This is a genomic window from Cobetia sp. 14N.309.X.WAT.E.A4 (assembly GCF_030397495.1).
Taxonomy (GTDB): domain Bacteria; phylum Pseudomonadota; class Gammaproteobacteria; order Pseudomonadales; family Halomonadaceae; genus Cobetia; species Cobetia marina.
This window is the reverse complement of sequence record NZ_JAPNXT010000013.1, coordinates 18,921-34,652: the sequence shown is the minus strand read 5'-3', so window position 1 is coordinate 34,652 and position 15,732 is coordinate 18,921. Positions and strand designations below refer to the sequence as shown.

Annotated in this window: 28 protein-coding genes; all 28 read right to left on the bottom strand. The window is 57.7% G+C overall.

The window, feature by feature from the left end:
* Positions 1 to 48: 48 nt before the first annotated feature.
* Positions 49 to 669 (bottom strand): 30S ribosomal protein S4, encoded by a 621-nt coding sequence (rpsD, locus tag OW493_RS15100; protein WP_065392561.1) that lies wholly within the window; start codon positions 667 to 669, stop codon positions 49 to 51.
* A 12-nt stretch (positions 670 to 681) separates the two neighbouring features.
* The gene (gene rpsK, locus OW493_RS15095) at positions 682 to 1,065 is read right to left on the bottom strand and encodes a 30S ribosomal protein S11 (protein ID WP_043334827.1); all 384 of its coding nucleotides are present in this window, start codon (positions 1,063 to 1,065) and stop codon (positions 682 to 684) included.
* Between the two features lie 30 nt (positions 1,066 to 1,095).
* Positions 1,096 to 1,452 carry a 30S ribosomal protein S13 gene (gene rpsM, locus OW493_RS15090; protein WP_024950672.1) on the bottom strand — a complete coding sequence of 119 codons (357 nt, stop codon included), beginning with the start codon at positions 1,450 to 1,452 and terminating at the stop codon, positions 1,096 to 1,098.
* A 131-nt stretch (positions 1,453 to 1,583) separates the two neighbouring features.
* Positions 1,584 to 1,697, bottom strand: coding sequence for a 50S ribosomal protein L36 (rpmJ, locus tag OW493_RS15085; protein ID WP_077373351.1), 114 nt, complete (start codon positions 1,695 to 1,697; stop codon positions 1,584 to 1,586).
* Between the two features lie 34 nt (positions 1,698 to 1,731).
* Positions 1,732 to 3,066: a preprotein translocase subunit SecY gene (secY, locus tag OW493_RS15080; RefSeq protein WP_065392562.1), complete on the bottom strand. Its 1,335-nt coding sequence runs from the start codon at positions 3,064 to 3,066 to the stop codon at positions 1,732 to 1,734.
* Positions 3,067 to 3,501: a 50S ribosomal protein L15 gene (gene rplO / locus OW493_RS15075; protein WP_065392563.1), complete on the bottom strand. Its 435-nt coding sequence runs from the start codon at positions 3,499 to 3,501 to the stop codon at positions 3,067 to 3,069. It abuts the gene before it with no gap.
* A 3-nt stretch (positions 3,502 to 3,504) separates the two neighbouring features.
* A complete protein-coding gene (gene rpmD / locus OW493_RS15070) occupies positions 3,505 to 3,687 on the bottom strand; it encodes a 50S ribosomal protein L30 (RefSeq protein WP_024950669.1) in 183 nt (60 codons plus the stop codon).
* A 6-nt stretch (positions 3,688 to 3,693) separates the two neighbouring features.
* Positions 3,694 to 4,194: a 30S ribosomal protein S5 gene (gene rpsE / locus OW493_RS15065; RefSeq protein WP_054556902.1), complete on the bottom strand. Its 501-nt coding sequence runs from the start codon at positions 4,192 to 4,194 to the stop codon at positions 3,694 to 3,696.
* An 11-nt stretch (positions 4,195 to 4,205) separates the two neighbouring features.
* Positions 4,206 to 4,556, bottom strand: coding sequence for a 50S ribosomal protein L18 (rplR, locus tag OW493_RS15060; protein ID WP_024950667.1), 351 nt, complete (start codon positions 4,554 to 4,556; stop codon positions 4,206 to 4,208).
* 9 nt (positions 4,557 to 4,565) lie between these two features.
* Positions 4,566 to 5,096, bottom strand: a complete 531-nt coding sequence (rplF, locus tag OW493_RS15055; RefSeq protein ID WP_065392564.1) for a 50S ribosomal protein L6 — start codon at positions 5,094 to 5,096, stop codon at positions 4,566 to 4,568.
* Positions 5,097 to 5,105: 9 nt separating this feature from the next.
* Positions 5,106 to 5,498, bottom strand: coding sequence for a 30S ribosomal protein S8 (gene rpsH / locus OW493_RS15050; RefSeq protein WP_065392565.1), 393 nt, complete (start codon positions 5,496 to 5,498; stop codon positions 5,106 to 5,108).
* Positions 5,499 to 5,530: 32 nt separating this feature from the next.
* Complete coding sequence (rpsN, locus tag OW493_RS15045) at positions 5,531 to 5,836, bottom strand: 30S ribosomal protein S14 (RefSeq protein ID WP_043334842.1); 306 nt, start codon at positions 5,834 to 5,836, stop codon at positions 5,531 to 5,533.
* 9 nt (positions 5,837 to 5,845) lie between these two features.
* Complete coding sequence (gene rplE / locus OW493_RS15040) at positions 5,846 to 6,385, bottom strand: 50S ribosomal protein L5 (protein WP_065392566.1); 540 nt, start codon at positions 6,383 to 6,385, stop codon at positions 5,846 to 5,848.
* 17 nt (positions 6,386 to 6,402) lie between these two features.
* The gene (gene rplX / locus OW493_RS15035; protein WP_043334846.1) at positions 6,403 to 6,720 is read right to left on the bottom strand and encodes a 50S ribosomal protein L24; all 318 of its coding nucleotides are present in this window, start codon (positions 6,718 to 6,720) and stop codon (positions 6,403 to 6,405) included.
* Positions 6,721 to 6,735: 15 nt separating this feature from the next.
* Complete coding sequence (gene rplN, locus OW493_RS15030) at positions 6,736 to 7,107, bottom strand: 50S ribosomal protein L14 (protein WP_043334850.1); 372 nt, start codon at positions 7,105 to 7,107, stop codon at positions 6,736 to 6,738.
* 50 nt (positions 7,108 to 7,157) lie between these two features.
* Complete coding sequence (rpsQ, locus tag OW493_RS15025) at positions 7,158 to 7,418, bottom strand: 30S ribosomal protein S17 (protein ID WP_043334852.1); 261 nt, start codon at positions 7,416 to 7,418, stop codon at positions 7,158 to 7,160.
* 1 nt (position 7,419) lies between these two features.
* Positions 7,420 to 7,611, bottom strand: a complete 192-nt coding sequence (gene rpmC / locus OW493_RS15020; RefSeq protein ID WP_024950659.1) for a 50S ribosomal protein L29 — start codon at positions 7,609 to 7,611, stop codon at positions 7,420 to 7,422.
* Positions 7,611 to 8,024 carry a 50S ribosomal protein L16 gene (gene rplP / locus OW493_RS15015; RefSeq protein ID WP_043334854.1) on the bottom strand — a complete coding sequence of 138 codons (414 nt, stop codon included), beginning with the start codon at positions 8,022 to 8,024 and terminating at the stop codon, positions 7,611 to 7,613. The genes rpmC and rplP overlap by 1 nt, the downstream gene beginning before the upstream one ends.
* 11 nt (positions 8,025 to 8,035) lie before the next feature.
* Complete coding sequence (gene rpsC / locus OW493_RS15010; RefSeq protein WP_043334856.1) at positions 8,036 to 8,728, bottom strand: 30S ribosomal protein S3; 693 nt, start codon at positions 8,726 to 8,728, stop codon at positions 8,036 to 8,038.
* A 10-nt stretch (positions 8,729 to 8,738) separates the two neighbouring features.
* Entirely contained in the window at positions 8,739 to 9,071 is a 333-nt protein-coding gene (gene rplV, locus OW493_RS15005) for a 50S ribosomal protein L22 (RefSeq protein ID WP_043334859.1), read from the bottom strand.
* Between the two features lie 19 nt (positions 9,072 to 9,090).
* Positions 9,091 to 9,366 (bottom strand): 30S ribosomal protein S19, encoded by a 276-nt coding sequence (gene rpsS / locus OW493_RS15000; RefSeq protein WP_024950655.1) that lies wholly within the window; start codon positions 9,364 to 9,366, stop codon positions 9,091 to 9,093.
* A 22-nt stretch (positions 9,367 to 9,388) separates the two neighbouring features.
* Entirely contained in the window at positions 9,389 to 10,216 is an 828-nt protein-coding gene (rplB, locus tag OW493_RS14995) for a 50S ribosomal protein L2 (RefSeq protein ID WP_043334862.1), read from the bottom strand.
* 16 nt (positions 10,217 to 10,232) lie between these two features.
* On the bottom strand, positions 10,233 to 10,529 hold the full coding sequence (rplW, locus tag OW493_RS14990; RefSeq protein ID WP_065392567.1) for a 50S ribosomal protein L23: 297 nt from the start codon (positions 10,527 to 10,529) through the stop codon (positions 10,233 to 10,235).
* Positions 10,526 to 11,131, bottom strand: a complete 606-nt coding sequence (gene rplD, locus OW493_RS14985) for a 50S ribosomal protein L4 (protein WP_065392568.1) — start codon at positions 11,129 to 11,131, stop codon at positions 10,526 to 10,528. The genes rplW and rplD overlap by 4 nt, the downstream gene beginning before the upstream one ends.
* A gap of 13 nt (positions 11,132 to 11,144) precedes the next feature.
* Entirely contained in the window at positions 11,145 to 11,783 is a 639-nt protein-coding gene (rplC, locus tag OW493_RS14980; protein ID WP_065392569.1) for a 50S ribosomal protein L3, read from the bottom strand.
* Positions 11,784 to 11,929: 146 nt separating this feature from the next.
* Complete coding sequence (rpsJ, locus tag OW493_RS14975; protein ID WP_024950650.1) at positions 11,930 to 12,241, bottom strand: 30S ribosomal protein S10; 312 nt, start codon at positions 12,239 to 12,241, stop codon at positions 11,930 to 11,932.
* A gap of 147 nt (positions 12,242 to 12,388) precedes the next feature.
* Complete coding sequence (gene tuf, locus OW493_RS14970; protein ID WP_065392570.1) at positions 12,389 to 13,582, bottom strand: elongation factor Tu; 1,194 nt, start codon at positions 13,580 to 13,582, stop codon at positions 12,389 to 12,391.
* Between the two features lie 29 nt (positions 13,583 to 13,611).
* Positions 13,612 to 15,729 (bottom strand): elongation factor G, encoded by a 2,118-nt coding sequence (fusA, locus tag OW493_RS14965; RefSeq protein ID WP_065392571.1) that lies wholly within the window; start codon positions 15,727 to 15,729, stop codon positions 13,612 to 13,614.
* Positions 15,730 to 15,732 lie beyond the last annotated feature (3 nt).

Sequence of the window (15,732 nt, the reverse complement as noted above, 5' to 3'; positions counted from 1 at the left end):
GATAATCTGGGTACTCCAGCCGGGCCGACGAATCAGCCCGGCATCACATTACTTGGAGTACAGCTCGACGATCAGGTTTTCGTTGATATCGGCAGACAGGTCGCCACGCTCGGGGACAGCCTTGAAAGTGCCTTCCATCTTCTTGGAGTCGACGTCGACCCAGGAGACATCACCGCGGTTGGCAGCGAGTGCCAGAGACTGCTGGATGCGAGCCTGGTTCTTGGCCTTCTCACGAACGGTAACCACATCACCGGCCTTCACATTGAAGGAAGCGACGTTGACGGTACGGCCGTTCACGGCGATCGCCTTGTGGCTGACCAGCTGACGTGCCTCGGAACGCGTGGAGCCGAAGCCCATGCGGTAGACGACGTTGTCGAGGCGAGCCTCGAGGAGCTGGAGCAGAACCTCACCAGTCGCGCCTTTCACGCGAGCGGCTTCTTTGTAGTAATTGCGGAATTGCTTTTCCAGAACGCCGTACATGCGACGAACCTTCTGCTTTTCACGCAACTGCAGGCCGTAGTCTGAAAGACGTTGACGGCGCTGGCCATGAACACCCGGGGGTTGTTCGGATTTGCACTTCTTCTCGAACGGAGTCACGCCACTCTTCAGGAAGAGGTCGGTGCCTTCACGACGAGACAGTTTGCACTTCGGTCCAATATAACGAGCCATGAGTCTGTCTCCTTAAACGCGGCGTTTCTTCGGCGGACGGCACCCATTATGCGGGATGGGGGTCACGTCGGTGATGCTTTGCACGCGGAAGCCTGCGGCATTGAGAGCACGCACGGCGGACTCACGACCCGGACCCGGGCCCTTGACCAGCACGTCGACGTTCTTCACACCATATTCGGCTGCAGCGGTCGCTGCACGTTCACTTGCGACTTGCGCAGCGAACGGGGTGCTCTTGCGAGAACCACGAAAACCCGAACCACCGGCAGTTGCCCAGGAGAGAGCATTGCCCTGGCGGTCTGTGATCGTCACGATAGTGTTGTTAAAAGAGGCATGGATATGCGCGATGGCATCCACTACCTGCTTTTTAACCTTCTTGCGCTTACTCGGGTTAGCCATTAGATGTTTCCTGTCTAAACGCCAGTTCGTTTACTTGCGAATCGGTTTACGCGGACCTTTGCGTGTACGTGCGTTGGTCTTGGTGCGCTGACCGCGCAACGGAAGACCACGACGATGGCGCAGGCCACGATAGCAACCGAGGTCCATGAGACGCTTGATGTTCAGCGTGATCTCACGACGCAGGTCGCCTTCGACGGTGTACTTACCCACCTCGGCACGAACCAGGTCCAGTTGTTCAACAGACAGATCAGCGATCTTGACGCTCGGTTCTAAACCGAGAGCGGCGCAGATCTGCTGTGCACGCGTACGGCCAATCCCGAAGATATAAGTCAGCGAGATCGCCGCGTGCTTGTTGTCCGGGATATTGACGCCAGCAATACGGGCCATCAGTTTTCTCCGAAAGGTTAGCGGCGGATTTTACATCCACAAAGGGCGCAATAGCATACCCCTTGATCCCGTTGGGAACAAGGGGGTATGCCAGCACCCGAGCTTGTATTCAGCTAAGCGGGGTCGAGGGATTAACCCTGACGCTGCTTGTGGCGCGGCTCAGTGCAGATGACCCGCACTGCGCCACGACGCCGAATGATCTTGCAGTTACGGCAAATTTTCTTGACGGAAGCTCGAACTTTCATCGTTCTCTCCAGTTTGCTAACAGGGGCTGCGCAATCAGCGCATCATGCCACCGCTGCCATAGCCTTTGAGGTTGGCCTTCTTCATCACCGACGCATACTGATTTGACATCAGATGCGACTGCACCTGGGCCATGAAGTCCATGACCACCACAACCACGATGAGCAGAGAGGTACCGCCGAAATAGAACGGAACCTGCCAGGCGACAACGAGGAATTGCGGCATCAGGGAGACGAGGGTGATGTAGAGGGCGCCGAACAGCGTCAGGCGAGTCATCACCTTATCGATGTAACGGGCCGTCTGTTCGCCTGGGCGAATCCCCGGGAGGAAAGCTCCTGACTTCTTGAGGTTGTCAGCAACATCCTTGGGATTGAAGACCAGCGCCGTGTAGAAGAAGCAGAAGAATACTACAGCGGCAGCGAAAAGCAAGATGTACAGTGGCTGGCCCGGCCCGAGAGCCTGAGAAGCCGTCTGCAACCATTGCATGCTTTCACTCTGGCCAAACCATTGGCCCATCGATGCAGGGAACAGCAGGATGCTTGACGCGAAGATCGGCGGGATGACCCCGGCCATGTTGACCTTCATCGGCAAGTAGCTGCTCTGACCGGCATACATCTTGTTGCCCACCTGACGGCGCGGATAGTTCACCGTGATGCGGCGTTGACCGCGTTCGATGAACACCACAAAGGCAACGGTAACGACTGCGAGCAGCGTCAGCGCCAGCAGCGGAAGCACATTCCAGGCACCATCATTGCGCGCCAGTTCGAAAGACTGGCCGATGGCACTCGGCAGCCCGGCGACAATACCAGCAAAGATGATCAGTGAGATCCCGTTGCCGATACCCTTCTCGGTGATCTGCTCTCCCAGCCACATCAGGAACACTGCACCAGCCACGAACGTACTCACGGCGGTGAAGTAGAAGCTGAAGTCAGCGGAATAGGCGACACCGTTTCCGACCAGTCCGACTGCCATGCCGATCGATTGGACCAGGGCCAGTACGACCGTGCCGTAGCGCGTGTACTGGCTGATCTTGCGACGACCGGCCTCACCTTCCTTCTTCAACTGCTCTAGCTGAGGCGAGACCACCGTCAGGAGCTGCATGATGATCGACGCGGATATGTAGGGCATGATGCCCAACGCGAAGATACTCATTCGCTCCAGTGCACCACCGGAGAACATGTTGAACATGCTCAGGATGGTGCCCTGGTTTTCCCTGAACAAGGCAGCAAGCTGGTCAGGATTGATACCGGGAACGGGGATGTGTGCACCGATTCGGTACACCACGATGGCGATGAACACGAAGCGCAAACGCGCCCAGAGTTCGCTCAACCCACTTCCCTGCATCGCCGGTACGTTTCCTGACTTAGCCATTTAGTCCTCTACCTTGCCACCGGCAGCTTCGATCGCAGCACGGGCACCCTTGGTGACCTTGATGCCGCGGACCGTGACTGCCTTGTCCAGTTCGCCGGAGAGCATGACCTTCGCGAACTTCGTGGAATCACGAAGCACGTTGGCCTTCTTCAGCGTTTCGAGGTCGACGATATCACCGTCTACCAGTGCCAGCTCGCTCAGGCGCACTTCTTCGGAAACCAGAGATTTCGCGGAAGTGAAACCAAACTTCGGCAGGCGACGCTGCATAGGCATCTGACCGCCTTCGAAGCCCGGCTTGACGCTGCCACCGGAACGGGACTTCTGGCCCTTGTGGCCACGACCGCCGGTCTTACCAAGACCGGAGCCGATACCACGACCGACACGCTTTGCAGCGTGCTTGGAGCCCGGGGCCGGACTCAGGGTATTCAATTTCATGGATTACTCTCCCTCAACACGGACAAGGTAATGAACCTTGTTGATCATGCCGCGTACCGCGGGGGTGTCTTCCAGCTCGACAGTGTGACCGATGCGACGCAGCCCAAGGCCTTTCATGGTGGCCTTGTGCTTTTCGAGGACGCCGATGGTGCTGCGGATCTGGGTTACCGTGATCTTAGCTGCCATGGTGCCTTACCCCGCAATCTTGTCGACAGACAGGCCACGCTTGGCGGCGATGTCTTCCGGAGATTTCATGGCAGCGAGACCGTTGATGGTCGCGCGCACCACGTTGACCGGATTGGTGGAACCGTAGCACTTGGCCAGGACGTCATGGACGCCTGCCAGTTCGAGCACGGAACGCATCGCACCGCCGGCAATGATGCCGGTACCTTCGGATGCTGGCTGCATGTAGATCTTGGATGCGCCGTGACGAGCCTTCACCGGGTACTGCAGGGTGTGGCCCTTCAGGTCAACCTTGATCATGTTGCGACGAGCTTGGTCCATTGCCTTCTGGATCGCGACCGGCACTTCACGCGCCTTGCCACGACCGAAGCCAACACGACCATTGCCGTCACCAACGACAGTCAGAGCGGTGAAACCGAAGATACGGCCGCCCTTGACTACCTTGGCGACGCGGTTGATCTGCACGAGCTTCTCTTGCAGGTCACCGCCCTTCTGTTCGATATTCGCCATCGTAAAACCCTTTAGAATTCCAGGCCGCCTTCACGTGCGGCATCGGCCAGGGCCTTCACGCGACCGTGGTACTTGTACCCGGAGCGATCGAAAGCCACTTGCTTGATACCCGCTTCCTTCGCGCGCTCGGCAATCAGAGCACCCACCTTGGCGGCGGAGTCCGAGTTACCGGTAGAACCTTCGCGCAGGCTCTTGTCGAGCGTGGATGCGGTGGCCAGGACCTGGCCGCCATCCGGCGAGATGATCTGCGCGTAGATGTGACGCGGGGTGCGGTTCACGCACAGGCGAAACACGCCCAGCTCGCGGATTTTCGCACGAGCGCGGCGGGCACGACGGAGACGAGATTCTTTCTTCGCGTTCATAACCCTGCCTTACTTCTTCTTGGCTTCTTTACGACGGACGACTTCGTCGCTGTACCGAATACCTTTGCCCTTGTAGGGCTCCGGCGGACGGAACGCGCGAATCTCTGCGGCGACCTGACCCAAAGCCTGCTTGTCAGCAGATTTCAGGACGATCTGAGTGTTCTTCGGCGTTTCAGCCGTAACACTTGCCGGCAGTTCATAGTCGACCGGGTGTGAGAAGCCCAGTGTCAGGTTGATTGTCTGGCCTTTGGCCTGGGCACGATAACCCACACCATTGATTTCCAGAGACTTGGTGAAGCCTTCGGAAACACCAGACACCATGTTGTTGACCAGAGCACGTGTGGTACCAACCATTGCCCAGTTCTTGGCAGTCTCAGCCGGGGCGAAGGTCATCTGACCTTCTTCCAGGTTGATGACCACGTCCTGGTGGACGGTCAGTTCCAGCTGGCCATTGCTGCCCTTCACGGTCAGCTTGTCGCCATCGAGTTTTGCCTCGACGCCGTTCGGCAATTTAACCGGATACTTGGCTACGCGGGACATTCCAAACTCCTAGAATACGGTGCAGAGGACTTCGCCGCCGACACCAGCTTGACGGGCCGCACGATCGGTCATCACGCCCCGGGAGGTGGAAACGATCGCAATACCCAGGCCATCTGCGACTTTCGGCAGCTCGCCCTTGCCTTTGTACTGGCGCAGGGACGGCTTGGAAACACGCTTGATGTTCTCGATAACCGCCTTGCCTTCAAAGTACTTGAGGGTCACGGTCAGTTCCGGCTTCGCGCCTTCTGCGACAGCAAACTCGGAAATGTAACCCTCTTCCTTCAATACGCGGGCCACTTCAACCTTGAGCTTGGAAGACGGCATGGTAACCGTCTCCTTGGTGGCCATCTGCGCATTGCGGATACGAGTGAACATATCCGCCAGAGTGTCTTGCATGCTCATTTACGTTGCGCTCCTGAATTCTTGCAGTGGTGTTACCAGCTGGACTTGGTCAGACCAGGCACGTCACCACGCATAGCGGCTTCACGCAGCTTGTTGCGGCTCAGGCCGAACTTGTTGTAGTAGCCGTGCGGACGGCCAGTGATACGGCAGCGGTTACGCTGACGGACCGGGCTGGCATCACGCGGCAGCTGCTGCAGTTTCAGCTGTGCGTCGAAGCGCTCTTCTTCAGAAGCGTTGACGTCATTGATGATGGTCTTCAGTGCGTCGCGCTTGGCGGCGTACTTTGCGACCAGCTTGGTGCGCTTGAGCTCACGCTCAACCATGCTTTTCTTTGCCATGATCCACCCTTATTTCTTGAACGGGAAGTTCAGCGCGCCCAGCAACGCACGACCTTCATCATCGGTGTTGGCGCTAGTGGTGATGGTGATGTCCAGGCCACGAATCCGGTCGATCTTATCATACTCGATCTCCGGGAAGATGATCTGCTCACGCACACCCATGGAGTAGTTTCCACGGCCATCGAAGGACTTCGGGTTCAGACCGCGGAAGTCACGAACGCGCGGGATAGCCACGTTCACGAGACGGTCCAGGAAGTCCCACATACGATCGCTGCGCAGGGTCACCTTGACACCGATCGGCCATCCTTCGCGGACCTTGAAGCCAGCGATGGACTTGCGTGCCTTGGTGATGATCGGCTTCTGACCAGACAGCATCTGGAGATCGGCAAACGCGTTGTCGATCAGCTTCTTGTCAGCGGTGGCTTCACCGATGCCCATGTTCAGGGTCACCTTGGTGATACGCGGCACCTGCATCACGTTGGCGTAGCCGAACTGCTCTTTAAGCTGGGCGGCCACTTCGTTCTGATAACGTTCTTTCAAGTTCGCCATGTTGTACCCGACTCGCGTTAGGCGTCGATCAGCTTCTGAGTCGACTTAAAGATGCGTACCTTAGTACCGTCTTCCTGAACCTGGATACCGACACGATCCGCCTTGCCGGTCTCCTGGTTGAAGATGGCCACGTTGGACGCGTGAATCGGAGCCTCGCGCTCGACGATACCCCCCTGGGTGCCCAGCATCGGGTTGGGCTTGGTGTGACGCTTGATCATGTTCACACCGGACACTAGCAGACGCTCACCTTTCAGCACCTTGCTGATGGTACCGCGCTTGCCCTTGTCCTTCCCGGCGATGACGATGACTTCATCGTCACGTTTGATCTTTTGCATATCCGCTTCCGCTCCTTACAGCACTTCGGGCGCCAGGGAAATGATCTTCATGAACTTCTCACTGCGAAGTTCACGGGTAACCGGGCCGAAGATACGGGTACCGATCGGCTGTTCGTTGGTGTTATTCAACAGAACGGCCGCATTACCGTCGAAGCGGATCACGGAACCGTCATTACGACGGACACCGGCTTTGGTACGAACGACCACTGCCTTCATGACTTGGCCTTTCTTGACCTTGCCACGCGGGATAGCTTCTTTGACGGTGACCTTGATGATGTCTCCAACACGAGCGTAACGGCGGTGTGAACCACCCAGCACCTTGATGCATTGCACCCGGCGCGCGCCACTGTTGTCGGCGACATCCAGCATTGTCTGAGTCTGAATCATCGGTTTTCTCCAAACCTAATCTGACTGCCTGGTGGGAACTGGCCTAGGGATCAACCCTTGGCCTGTTCAACCACCTCGACCAGGGTCCAGGCTTTCTTCTTGGACAGCGGACGAGTCTCGGCGATAGAGACGGTGTCACCGATCCGAGCCTGATTCGCCTCATCATGGGCGTGCAGCTTGGTGGAGCGTCTCAGGTACTTGCCATAGATCGGGTGACGCTCACGGCGCTCGACCATGACAACGATGGATTTTTCCATCTTGTCACTCACCACCTTGCCGGTGAGTGTGCGTGCTTTAGTTTCTTCGGCCATTTTACTCACCTGACTTCTGGTTGAGCACAGTCTTAACCTGAGCAATTTGGCGACGAGTCTGCTTGAGCAGGTGAACCTGGCTCAGCTGACCGGTAGCCTTCTGCATGCGCAGATTGAATTGCTCACGCAGCAGTTCGAACAACTGCTCCTGGAGCGCCTCGACTGACTTTTCACGGAGTTCTTGGGCTTTCATCACATCACCGTCCGCTTAACAAAGGTGGTGGAGATCGGCATCTTCATAGCGGCCAGACTGAATGCTTCACGGGCCAGCTCTTCGGATACACCTTCGATCTCGTAAAGGACCTTGCCGGGCTGGATCTGTGCGACCCAGTACTCGACAGAACCCTTACCTTTACCCATACGAACTTCCAACGGCTTGTTGGAAATCGGCTTGTCTGGGAAGACGCGGATCCAGATCTTACCGCCACGCTTGACGTGACGAGTGATGGCACGACGGCCAGCTTCGATCTGACGAGCGGTGATACGACCACGGCCGGTGGCTTTCAGGCCAAACTCACCAAAGCTTACCTTGCTTCCGCGATGCGCCAGGCCACGATTGCGACCTTTCTGCATCTTGCGGAATTTCATACGCTTGGGCTGTAACATCGATTACCCCCTTACTTGCCTTTCTTCTTGGGTGCGGACGCGGGCTGCTTCGCCTTGGCTCGCACCTCTTCGATGCCACCGAGGATCTCGCCTTTGAAGATCCAGACCTTGACACCAATGATGCCGTAGGTGGTGTGAGCTTCGAAGGTGGAGTAATCAATGTCAGCACGCAGGGTGTGAAGCGGAACGCGGCCTTCGCGGTACCATTCGGTACGGGCGATTTCGGCACCGCCGAGACGACCGGAGAGCTGAATCTTGATGCCCTTGGCGCCCAGACGCATTGCGTTCTGCACAGCACGCTTCATCGCACGACGGAACATGACACGACGCTCGAGCTGACCTGCCACATTGGCAGCGACCAGCTTGGCATCGAGTTCCGGCTTGCGAATCTCCTCGATGTTGATGTGGACGGGAACGCCCATCATCTCGGAAACTTCACGACGAAGGCGATCGACATCTTCACCTTTCTTACCGATCACGATACCCGGGCGGGCAGTGTGAATGGTAATACGGGCGTTGTTTGCCGGACGCTCGATGCTGATGCGGCTCACGGAAGCGCTTTTCAGACGCTCTTCCAGGAATCCACGCACCTGCAGATCGTTGTTCAGTTTGTCGGCATAGGTAGCGCCTTCGGCGTACCAGACAGAGGTATGATCCTTGACAATACCCAGTCGGAAACCTGTCGGATTAACTTTCTGACCCATTGGTCGTCTCCTACTTCTCGGCTACCTTGACGGTGATATGACAAGTGCGCTTCAAGATGCGATCCGCACGGCCTTTAGCACGTGGCTGGATGCGCTTGAGCGTCATGCCCTCGTCGACACAGATAGTCGAGACGCGAAGCTCGTCAATGTCCATGCCGTTGTTTTCTTCCGCATTCGCGATCGCGGACTGCAGAACCTTGCGAACAATCTTCGCGGCCTTCTTCGGTGAGAAAGCGAGCAGATTCAGCGCCTCGGCGACCGGCTTACCGCGCACCTGGTCAGCCACCAAACGGGCCTTCTGGGCGGATAAACGAGCGCCGCGCAGCTTAGCAGCTACTTCCATCTCTTAAATCCTCTCTGGCTTACCGTTTGGCTTTTTTATCTGCAGCGTGCCCGCGGTATGTGCGGGTGGCAGCAAACTCGCCGAGCTTGTGACCGACCATTTCCTCAGAAACGAGAACCGGGACATGCTGGCGACCGTTATGGACGGCAATGGTGAGCCCGACCATGTTCGGCAGGATCATGGAACGACGCGACCAGGTCTTGATCGGTTTGCGGTCGTTCTTTTCCACTGCTGTCTCAACCTTCTTCAGCAGATGAAGGTCAATAAATGGACCTTTCTTCAGTGAACGTGGCACAGCCGTTACCTCTCAATATCTGTTACTTGGCCTTGCGGCGACGGACGATAAGCTTATCGGTGCGCTTGTTCTTGCGAGTCTTGTGACCCTTGGTCGGGACGCCCCACGGGCTGACCGGGTGACGGCCACCAGAGGTACGACCTTCACCACCACCATGCGGGTGATCGACAGGGTTCATCGCGACACCGCGAACGGTCGGGCGCACGCCTCTCCAACGCTTAGCACCGGCCTTGCCCAGTTGACGGAGGCTGTGCTCGGAGTTGCCCACTTCGCCGAGTGTTGCACGGCATTCGGACAGCACCTTACGCATCTCGCCAGAGCGCAGACGCAGCGTGGTGTAGTTACCGTCACGTGCCACGACCTGGGCACTGGTACCTGCACTACGAGCGATCTGAGCGCCCTTGCCCGGCTTCAGCTCTACACAGTGAACGGTGGAACCCACCGGGACATTGCGCAGCGGCAGAGCGTTGCCTTTCTTGATCGGTGCGTTGACACCGGACTCGAGACGGTCGCCAGCAGAGACACCTTTCGGTGCAATGATGTAGCGACGTTCGCCATCGAGGTACTTCACCAGCGCGATGTTCGCGCTACGGTTCGGATCGTATTCCAGGCGCTCGACGATGGCCGGAATGCCATCCTTGTTGCGCTTGAAGTCGACCAGACGGTAATGGTGACGATGACCACCGCCGATGTGGCGAGTAGTGATGCGACCATTATTGTTACGACCACCGGACTTTGACTGCTTTTCAAGCAGCGGAGCGTACGCGCGACCTTTGAAAAGTTCGTCATTGACGACTTTTACCAGGTGGCGGCGACCGGCGGAGGTAGGTTTTGTCTTAACAATTGCCATGTTCCGTACTCCTGCCTTACTCGGCGCCAGAGAAGTCTTCGATGGTCTCGCCGGCGGCCAGAGTTACATAGGCCTTGCGATAACCAGCGCGACGACCAACACCGCGAGCGGTGCGCTTGGTCTTGCCTTTCATGTTCAGAACCTGAACACGATCGACTTTCTTGCCAAACAGCTCTTCGACGGCTTTCTTGATTTCGGGCTTTGTCGCGTCGCTGGCAACCTTGAACACGTACTGGTTGTTCTCGGCAGCGACCGCGGCCTTCTCGGTCATGTGAGGACCAAGCAGGACCTTGAATACGCGTTCCTGATTCATCCCAGGTTCTCCTCGAACTTGCGCAGGGCAGCGACAGTCATCAGCACCTTGTCGTATCCGACGAGGCTGACCGGGTCAGCGCCAGCGACATTGACGACGTCAACATACGGGATGTTGCGCGCAGCCAGGTACAGATTGACGTCCTGCTCTTCTGTGACGATCAGCGCTTTCTCAAGGCCCAGTTCCTGGAGCTTGGCGATCAGCAGCTTGGTCTTCGGAGCATCGACAGTGATTGCGTCGACCGCGACCAGGCGATCCTGACGGACCAGCTCGGACAGGATGGAACGCATGGCAGCGCGATACATCTTGCGGTTGACCTTGTGCGAGTGGTCCTGCGGACGCGCTGCAAAGGTCACACCGCCAGAACGCCACAGCGGGGAACGGATGGTACCGGCACGAGCGCGGCCAGTACCTTTCTGACGCCACGGCTTCTTGCCACCACCGGACACGTCAGAACGGGTCTTCTGAGCCACGGTACCCTGACGCGCACCAGCCAGATAGGCGGTGACGACCTGGTGAACCAGAGCCTCGTTGAAGTCCTTACCAAAGGTAGCATCGGAGACGTCTACTGCGCCGCCTGCACCTGCAAGATTAAGATTCATCGGTTAATTCCCCTCAGCGAGCTTTCACAGCGGAACGCACGATCACTTCGCCGCCCGGAGCACCTGGAACGGCACCCTTGACCAACAGAAGATTGCGCTCAGCGTCGACGCGGACCACTTCCAGGCTCTGGACGGTGGAACGGACGTTGCCCATCTGGCCAGCCATCTTCTTACCTTTGAAGACGCGGCCCGGGGTCTGACAGTTACCGATGGAACCCGGCGCGCGGTGCGACAGTGAGTTACCGTGGGTAGCGTCTTGGGTGCGGAAGTTCCAGCGCTTAACTGCGCCCTGGAAACCTTTACCCTTGGAGGTGCCAGTCACGTCAATCTTCTGACCAGCTTCAAAGAGGGATACGGTGAGTTCGCCGCCCACTGCAGGAGCTTCATCGCCTTCTTCCAGGCGGAACTCCATCAGGGAACGACCAGCCTCAACACCCGCCTTGGCATACTGACCAGCAGTTGCCTTGGTGAGGTGCTTGGCCTTGCGGGAACCAGTTGTCACCTGAATCGCATTGTAGCCATCAGTCTCGACGGACTTGATGGTCACGATGCGGTTCGGCTCAACTTCAATCACGGTAACCGGCACGGATGCGCCAGCTTCGGTGAAGACGCGGGTCATCCCGGCCTTCTTACCGACTAAACCGATAGACATGTTCAGTCTCCTTTAGTGTACGGGGCTGTCACCCGCTATGGCTGCCCTTTCCAGAGCATTCCACTAGCACATTGTATGACGCCATCCCGGCGTGGCGGCTGCTGCTCCATCATTGAGAGCGCTGGGCCGCAGTGACTAGTGAGGTATCAGTCAACCTTGATCTGGACGTCCACACCGGCGGCCAGGTCAAGCTTCATCAGCGCATCGACAGTCTTCTCTGTCGGCTCGACGATGTCGAGAACGCGCTTGTGGGTACGAATCTCATACTGGTCACGCGCGTCCTTGTTGACGTGCGGAGATACCAGGATGGTGTAACGCTCGCGACGGGTCGGCAGCGGGATCGGGCCACGAACCTGAGCACCGGTACGCTTTGCAGTTTCAACGATCTCTGCAGAGGACTGGTCGATCAGACGGTGGTCGAATGCTTTCAACCGGATGCGAATCTTCTGGTTTTGCATTGCCCAAAACTCCAATGGATGTCGACGGCGTAGGCCGTCACCCACGCATTCAAAGGATGCGCATTATAGGCAGACTGACATCAGGTGTCAAACATGCGAGAAAAGGGGGCCCAACAGGGCCCCCTTCTGTGTCAGGTAAGGAGAACCTTACTCGACAATCTTGGCCACGACGCCAGCGCCGACGGTACGACCGCCTTCACGGATAGCGAAGCGCAGACCATCTTCCATGGCGATCGGAGCGATCAGAGACACGACCATCTGGACGTTGTCGCCCGGCATGACCATCTCGACGCCTTCCGGCAGCTCACAGGTACCAGTGATGTCAGTGGTACGGAAGTAGAACTGCGGACGATAGCCCTTGAAGAACGGAGTGTGACGACCGCCTTCTTCCTTGGACAGAACGTAGACTTCTGCTTCGAACTTGGTGTGCGGCTTGATGGAGCCCGGCTTGGCCAGAACCTGGCCACGCTCGACATCATCACGCTTGGTGCCACGCAGCAGAGCGCCGACGTTCTCACCAGCACGACCTTCGTCCAACAGCTTGCGGAACATCTCGACACCGGTAACGGTAGTCTTGGTGGTGTCACGCACGCCGATGATCTCGATCTCTTCGCCAGTCTTGACCAGACCACGCTCGATGCGGCCAGTCACGACGGTACCACGGCCAGAGATGGAGAAGACGTCTTCGATCGGCATCAGGAACGGCTGGTCGATAGCACGCTCCGGCTCCGGGATGTACGCATCCAGGGCCTTGATCAGGTTGGCAACGGCGGTAGTACCCATGCCGTTGTCATCCTTGCCTTCCAGAGCCATCAGAGCAGAACCGATGACGATCGGAGTGTCGTCACCCGGGAAGTCGTACTCGCTCAGGAGTTCGCGCACTTCCATCTCGACCAGCTCGAGCAGTTCTTCGTCATCGACCATGTCAGCCTTGTTCAGGAAGACAACGATGAACGGAACGCCGACCTGACGGGACAGCAGGATGTGCTCGCGAGTCTGCGGCATGGGGCCGTCAGCTGCGGAACAGACCAGGATAGCGCCGTCCATCTGGGCAGCACCGGTGATCATGTTCTTGACGTAGTCAGCGTGACCCGGGCAGTCGACGTGCGCGTAGTGACGCACTTCGGACTGGTATTCCACGTGAGCGGTGGAGATGGTGATACCACGCTCACGCTCTTCCGGGGCGTTATCGATGGAGTCAAACGCACGCGCGTCACCACCGAAAACTTCTGCAGAGACACGAGTCAGTGCCGCAGTCAGAGTGGTCTTGCCGTGATCGACGTGACCAATGGTGCCGACGTTGACGTGCGGCTTCGAACGCTCAAATTTTTCCTTAGCCACTGCTATAACCTCTTTCGTTAGCTAATCGGTTACTTCTGGTTGATGACGGCTTCGACGATGCTGTTCGGCGCTTCGTCGTATTTCGCAAACTCCATGGAGTAGCTTGCGCGGCCCTGGGTCTGTGAGCGCAGGTCGGTCGCATAACCGAACATCTCACCCAGCGGCACCAGTGCATTGATGATCTTGCCAGTGGAAGAATCATCCATGCCCTGAACGAGGCCACGACGACGGTTCAGGTCGCCCATGACGTCACCCATGAAATCTTCAGGCGTGACGACTTCGACTTTCATGAGCGGCTCAAGCAGCACTGCACCCGCTTTCGGGGCACCGGCCTTGATCGCCATGGAAGAGGCAACCTTGAACGCGGTCTCGTTGGAGTCGACGTCGTGGTAGGAACCATCGAACAGCGTGACCTTGACGTCGATCATCGGATAACCGGCGATGACACCATTCTTGAGCTGCTCAGCGGCACCCTTCTCGACGGCCGGCACGTATTCCTTCGGAACCGCACCACCGACGATCTCGGACTCGAACTTGAAGGTCATTTCTTCGTCGTCGCCCTTGTCCTCTGCAGTCAGAGGCTCAATGCGAAGCCAGACGTGACCGAACTGACCACGACCACCGGACTGACGAACGAACTTGCCTTCCTGCTCGACCTTGGTGCGGATGGTCTCACGGTAAGCCACCTGCGGCTTGCCGATGTTCGCCTCGACATTGAACTCGCGACGCATGCGGTCAACGAGGATATCCAGGTGAAGCTCACCCATACCGGAGATGATGGTCTGACCAGACTCTTCGTCGGTCTCGACGCGGAAGGACGGATCTTCCTGGGCCAGCTTGCCCAGTGCGACACCCATCTTTTCCTGGTCGGCCTTGGACTTCGGCTCGACGGCGACGGAGATGACCGGCTCAGGGAATTCCATGCGCTCAAGCACGATCTTGTTGTCCGGATCACACAGGGTATCCCCGGTGGTCACGTCTTTCAGACCGATACATGCGGCGATATCGCCAGCATAGACTTCCTTGATCTCCTCACGAGAGTTGGAGTGCATCTGGACGATACGACCGACACGCTCCTTCTTGCTCTTGACGGAGTTGAAGACGCCATCGCCAGACTTCAGCACGCCCGAGTAGACGCGGATAAAGGTCAGGGTACCCACGAACGGGTCGGTCGCGATCTTGAACGCCAGCGCCGCGAACGGAGCCTTGTCGTCAGCTTCGCGGGTCTCGATGGTACCGTCCTTGTCGTCAAGCTCACCTTCGATGGCCTTGACTTCAAGCGGAGACGGCATGTATTCGATGACCGCATCCAGAACCGCCTGGACACCCTTGTTCTTGAAGGCAGAACCACAGGTCACGAGGCAGATTTCGTTGGCCAGGGTACGCTGACGCAGCGCAGCCTTGACTTCTTCCTCGGTCAGGTCGCCTTCTTCAAGGTACTTGTCCATCAGTTCTTCGGACGCTTCAGCAGCAGACTCGAGCATGTGCTCACGCCATTCGGCAGCTGTGTCTTGCAGCTCAGCCGGAATGTCGATCAGCTCATAGTTCATGCCGTGATTGTCTTCGTCCCAGACGATCGCCTTCATCTTGATCAGGTCGATGACGCCCTTGAACTCGTCTTCCGCGCCCCAGTTGATCTGGATCGGCACGGCGTTCGCGCCCAGGCGCTTGCGCACCTGTTCGACGACCATGAAGAAGTCCGCGCCAGCGCGGTCCATCTTGTTGACGAAGATCATGCGCGGAACTTCGTAACGGTTGGCCTGACGCCAGACAGTCTCTGTCTGCGGCTGGACACCGGAAGAACCACACAGCACCACGACCGCGCCATCGAGAACACGCAGTGAACGCTCGACTTCAACAGTGAAGTCAACGTGCCCCGGAGTATCGATGATGTTGATACGGTGCTCGTCGAACTGCTTGTTCATGCCCTGCCAGAAGCAGGTGGTCGCCGCAGAGGTGATCGTGATGCCACGTTCCTGTTCCTGCTCCATCCAGTCCATGGTGGCAGCACCATCGTGGACTTCGCCGACCTTGTGGGACAGGCCGGTGTAGAACAGGACGCGCTCGGTAGTGGTAGTCTTACCGGCGTCGACGTGGGCACAGATACCGATGTTGCGGTAACGCTTAAGTGGAGTCTTGCGTGCCACGGT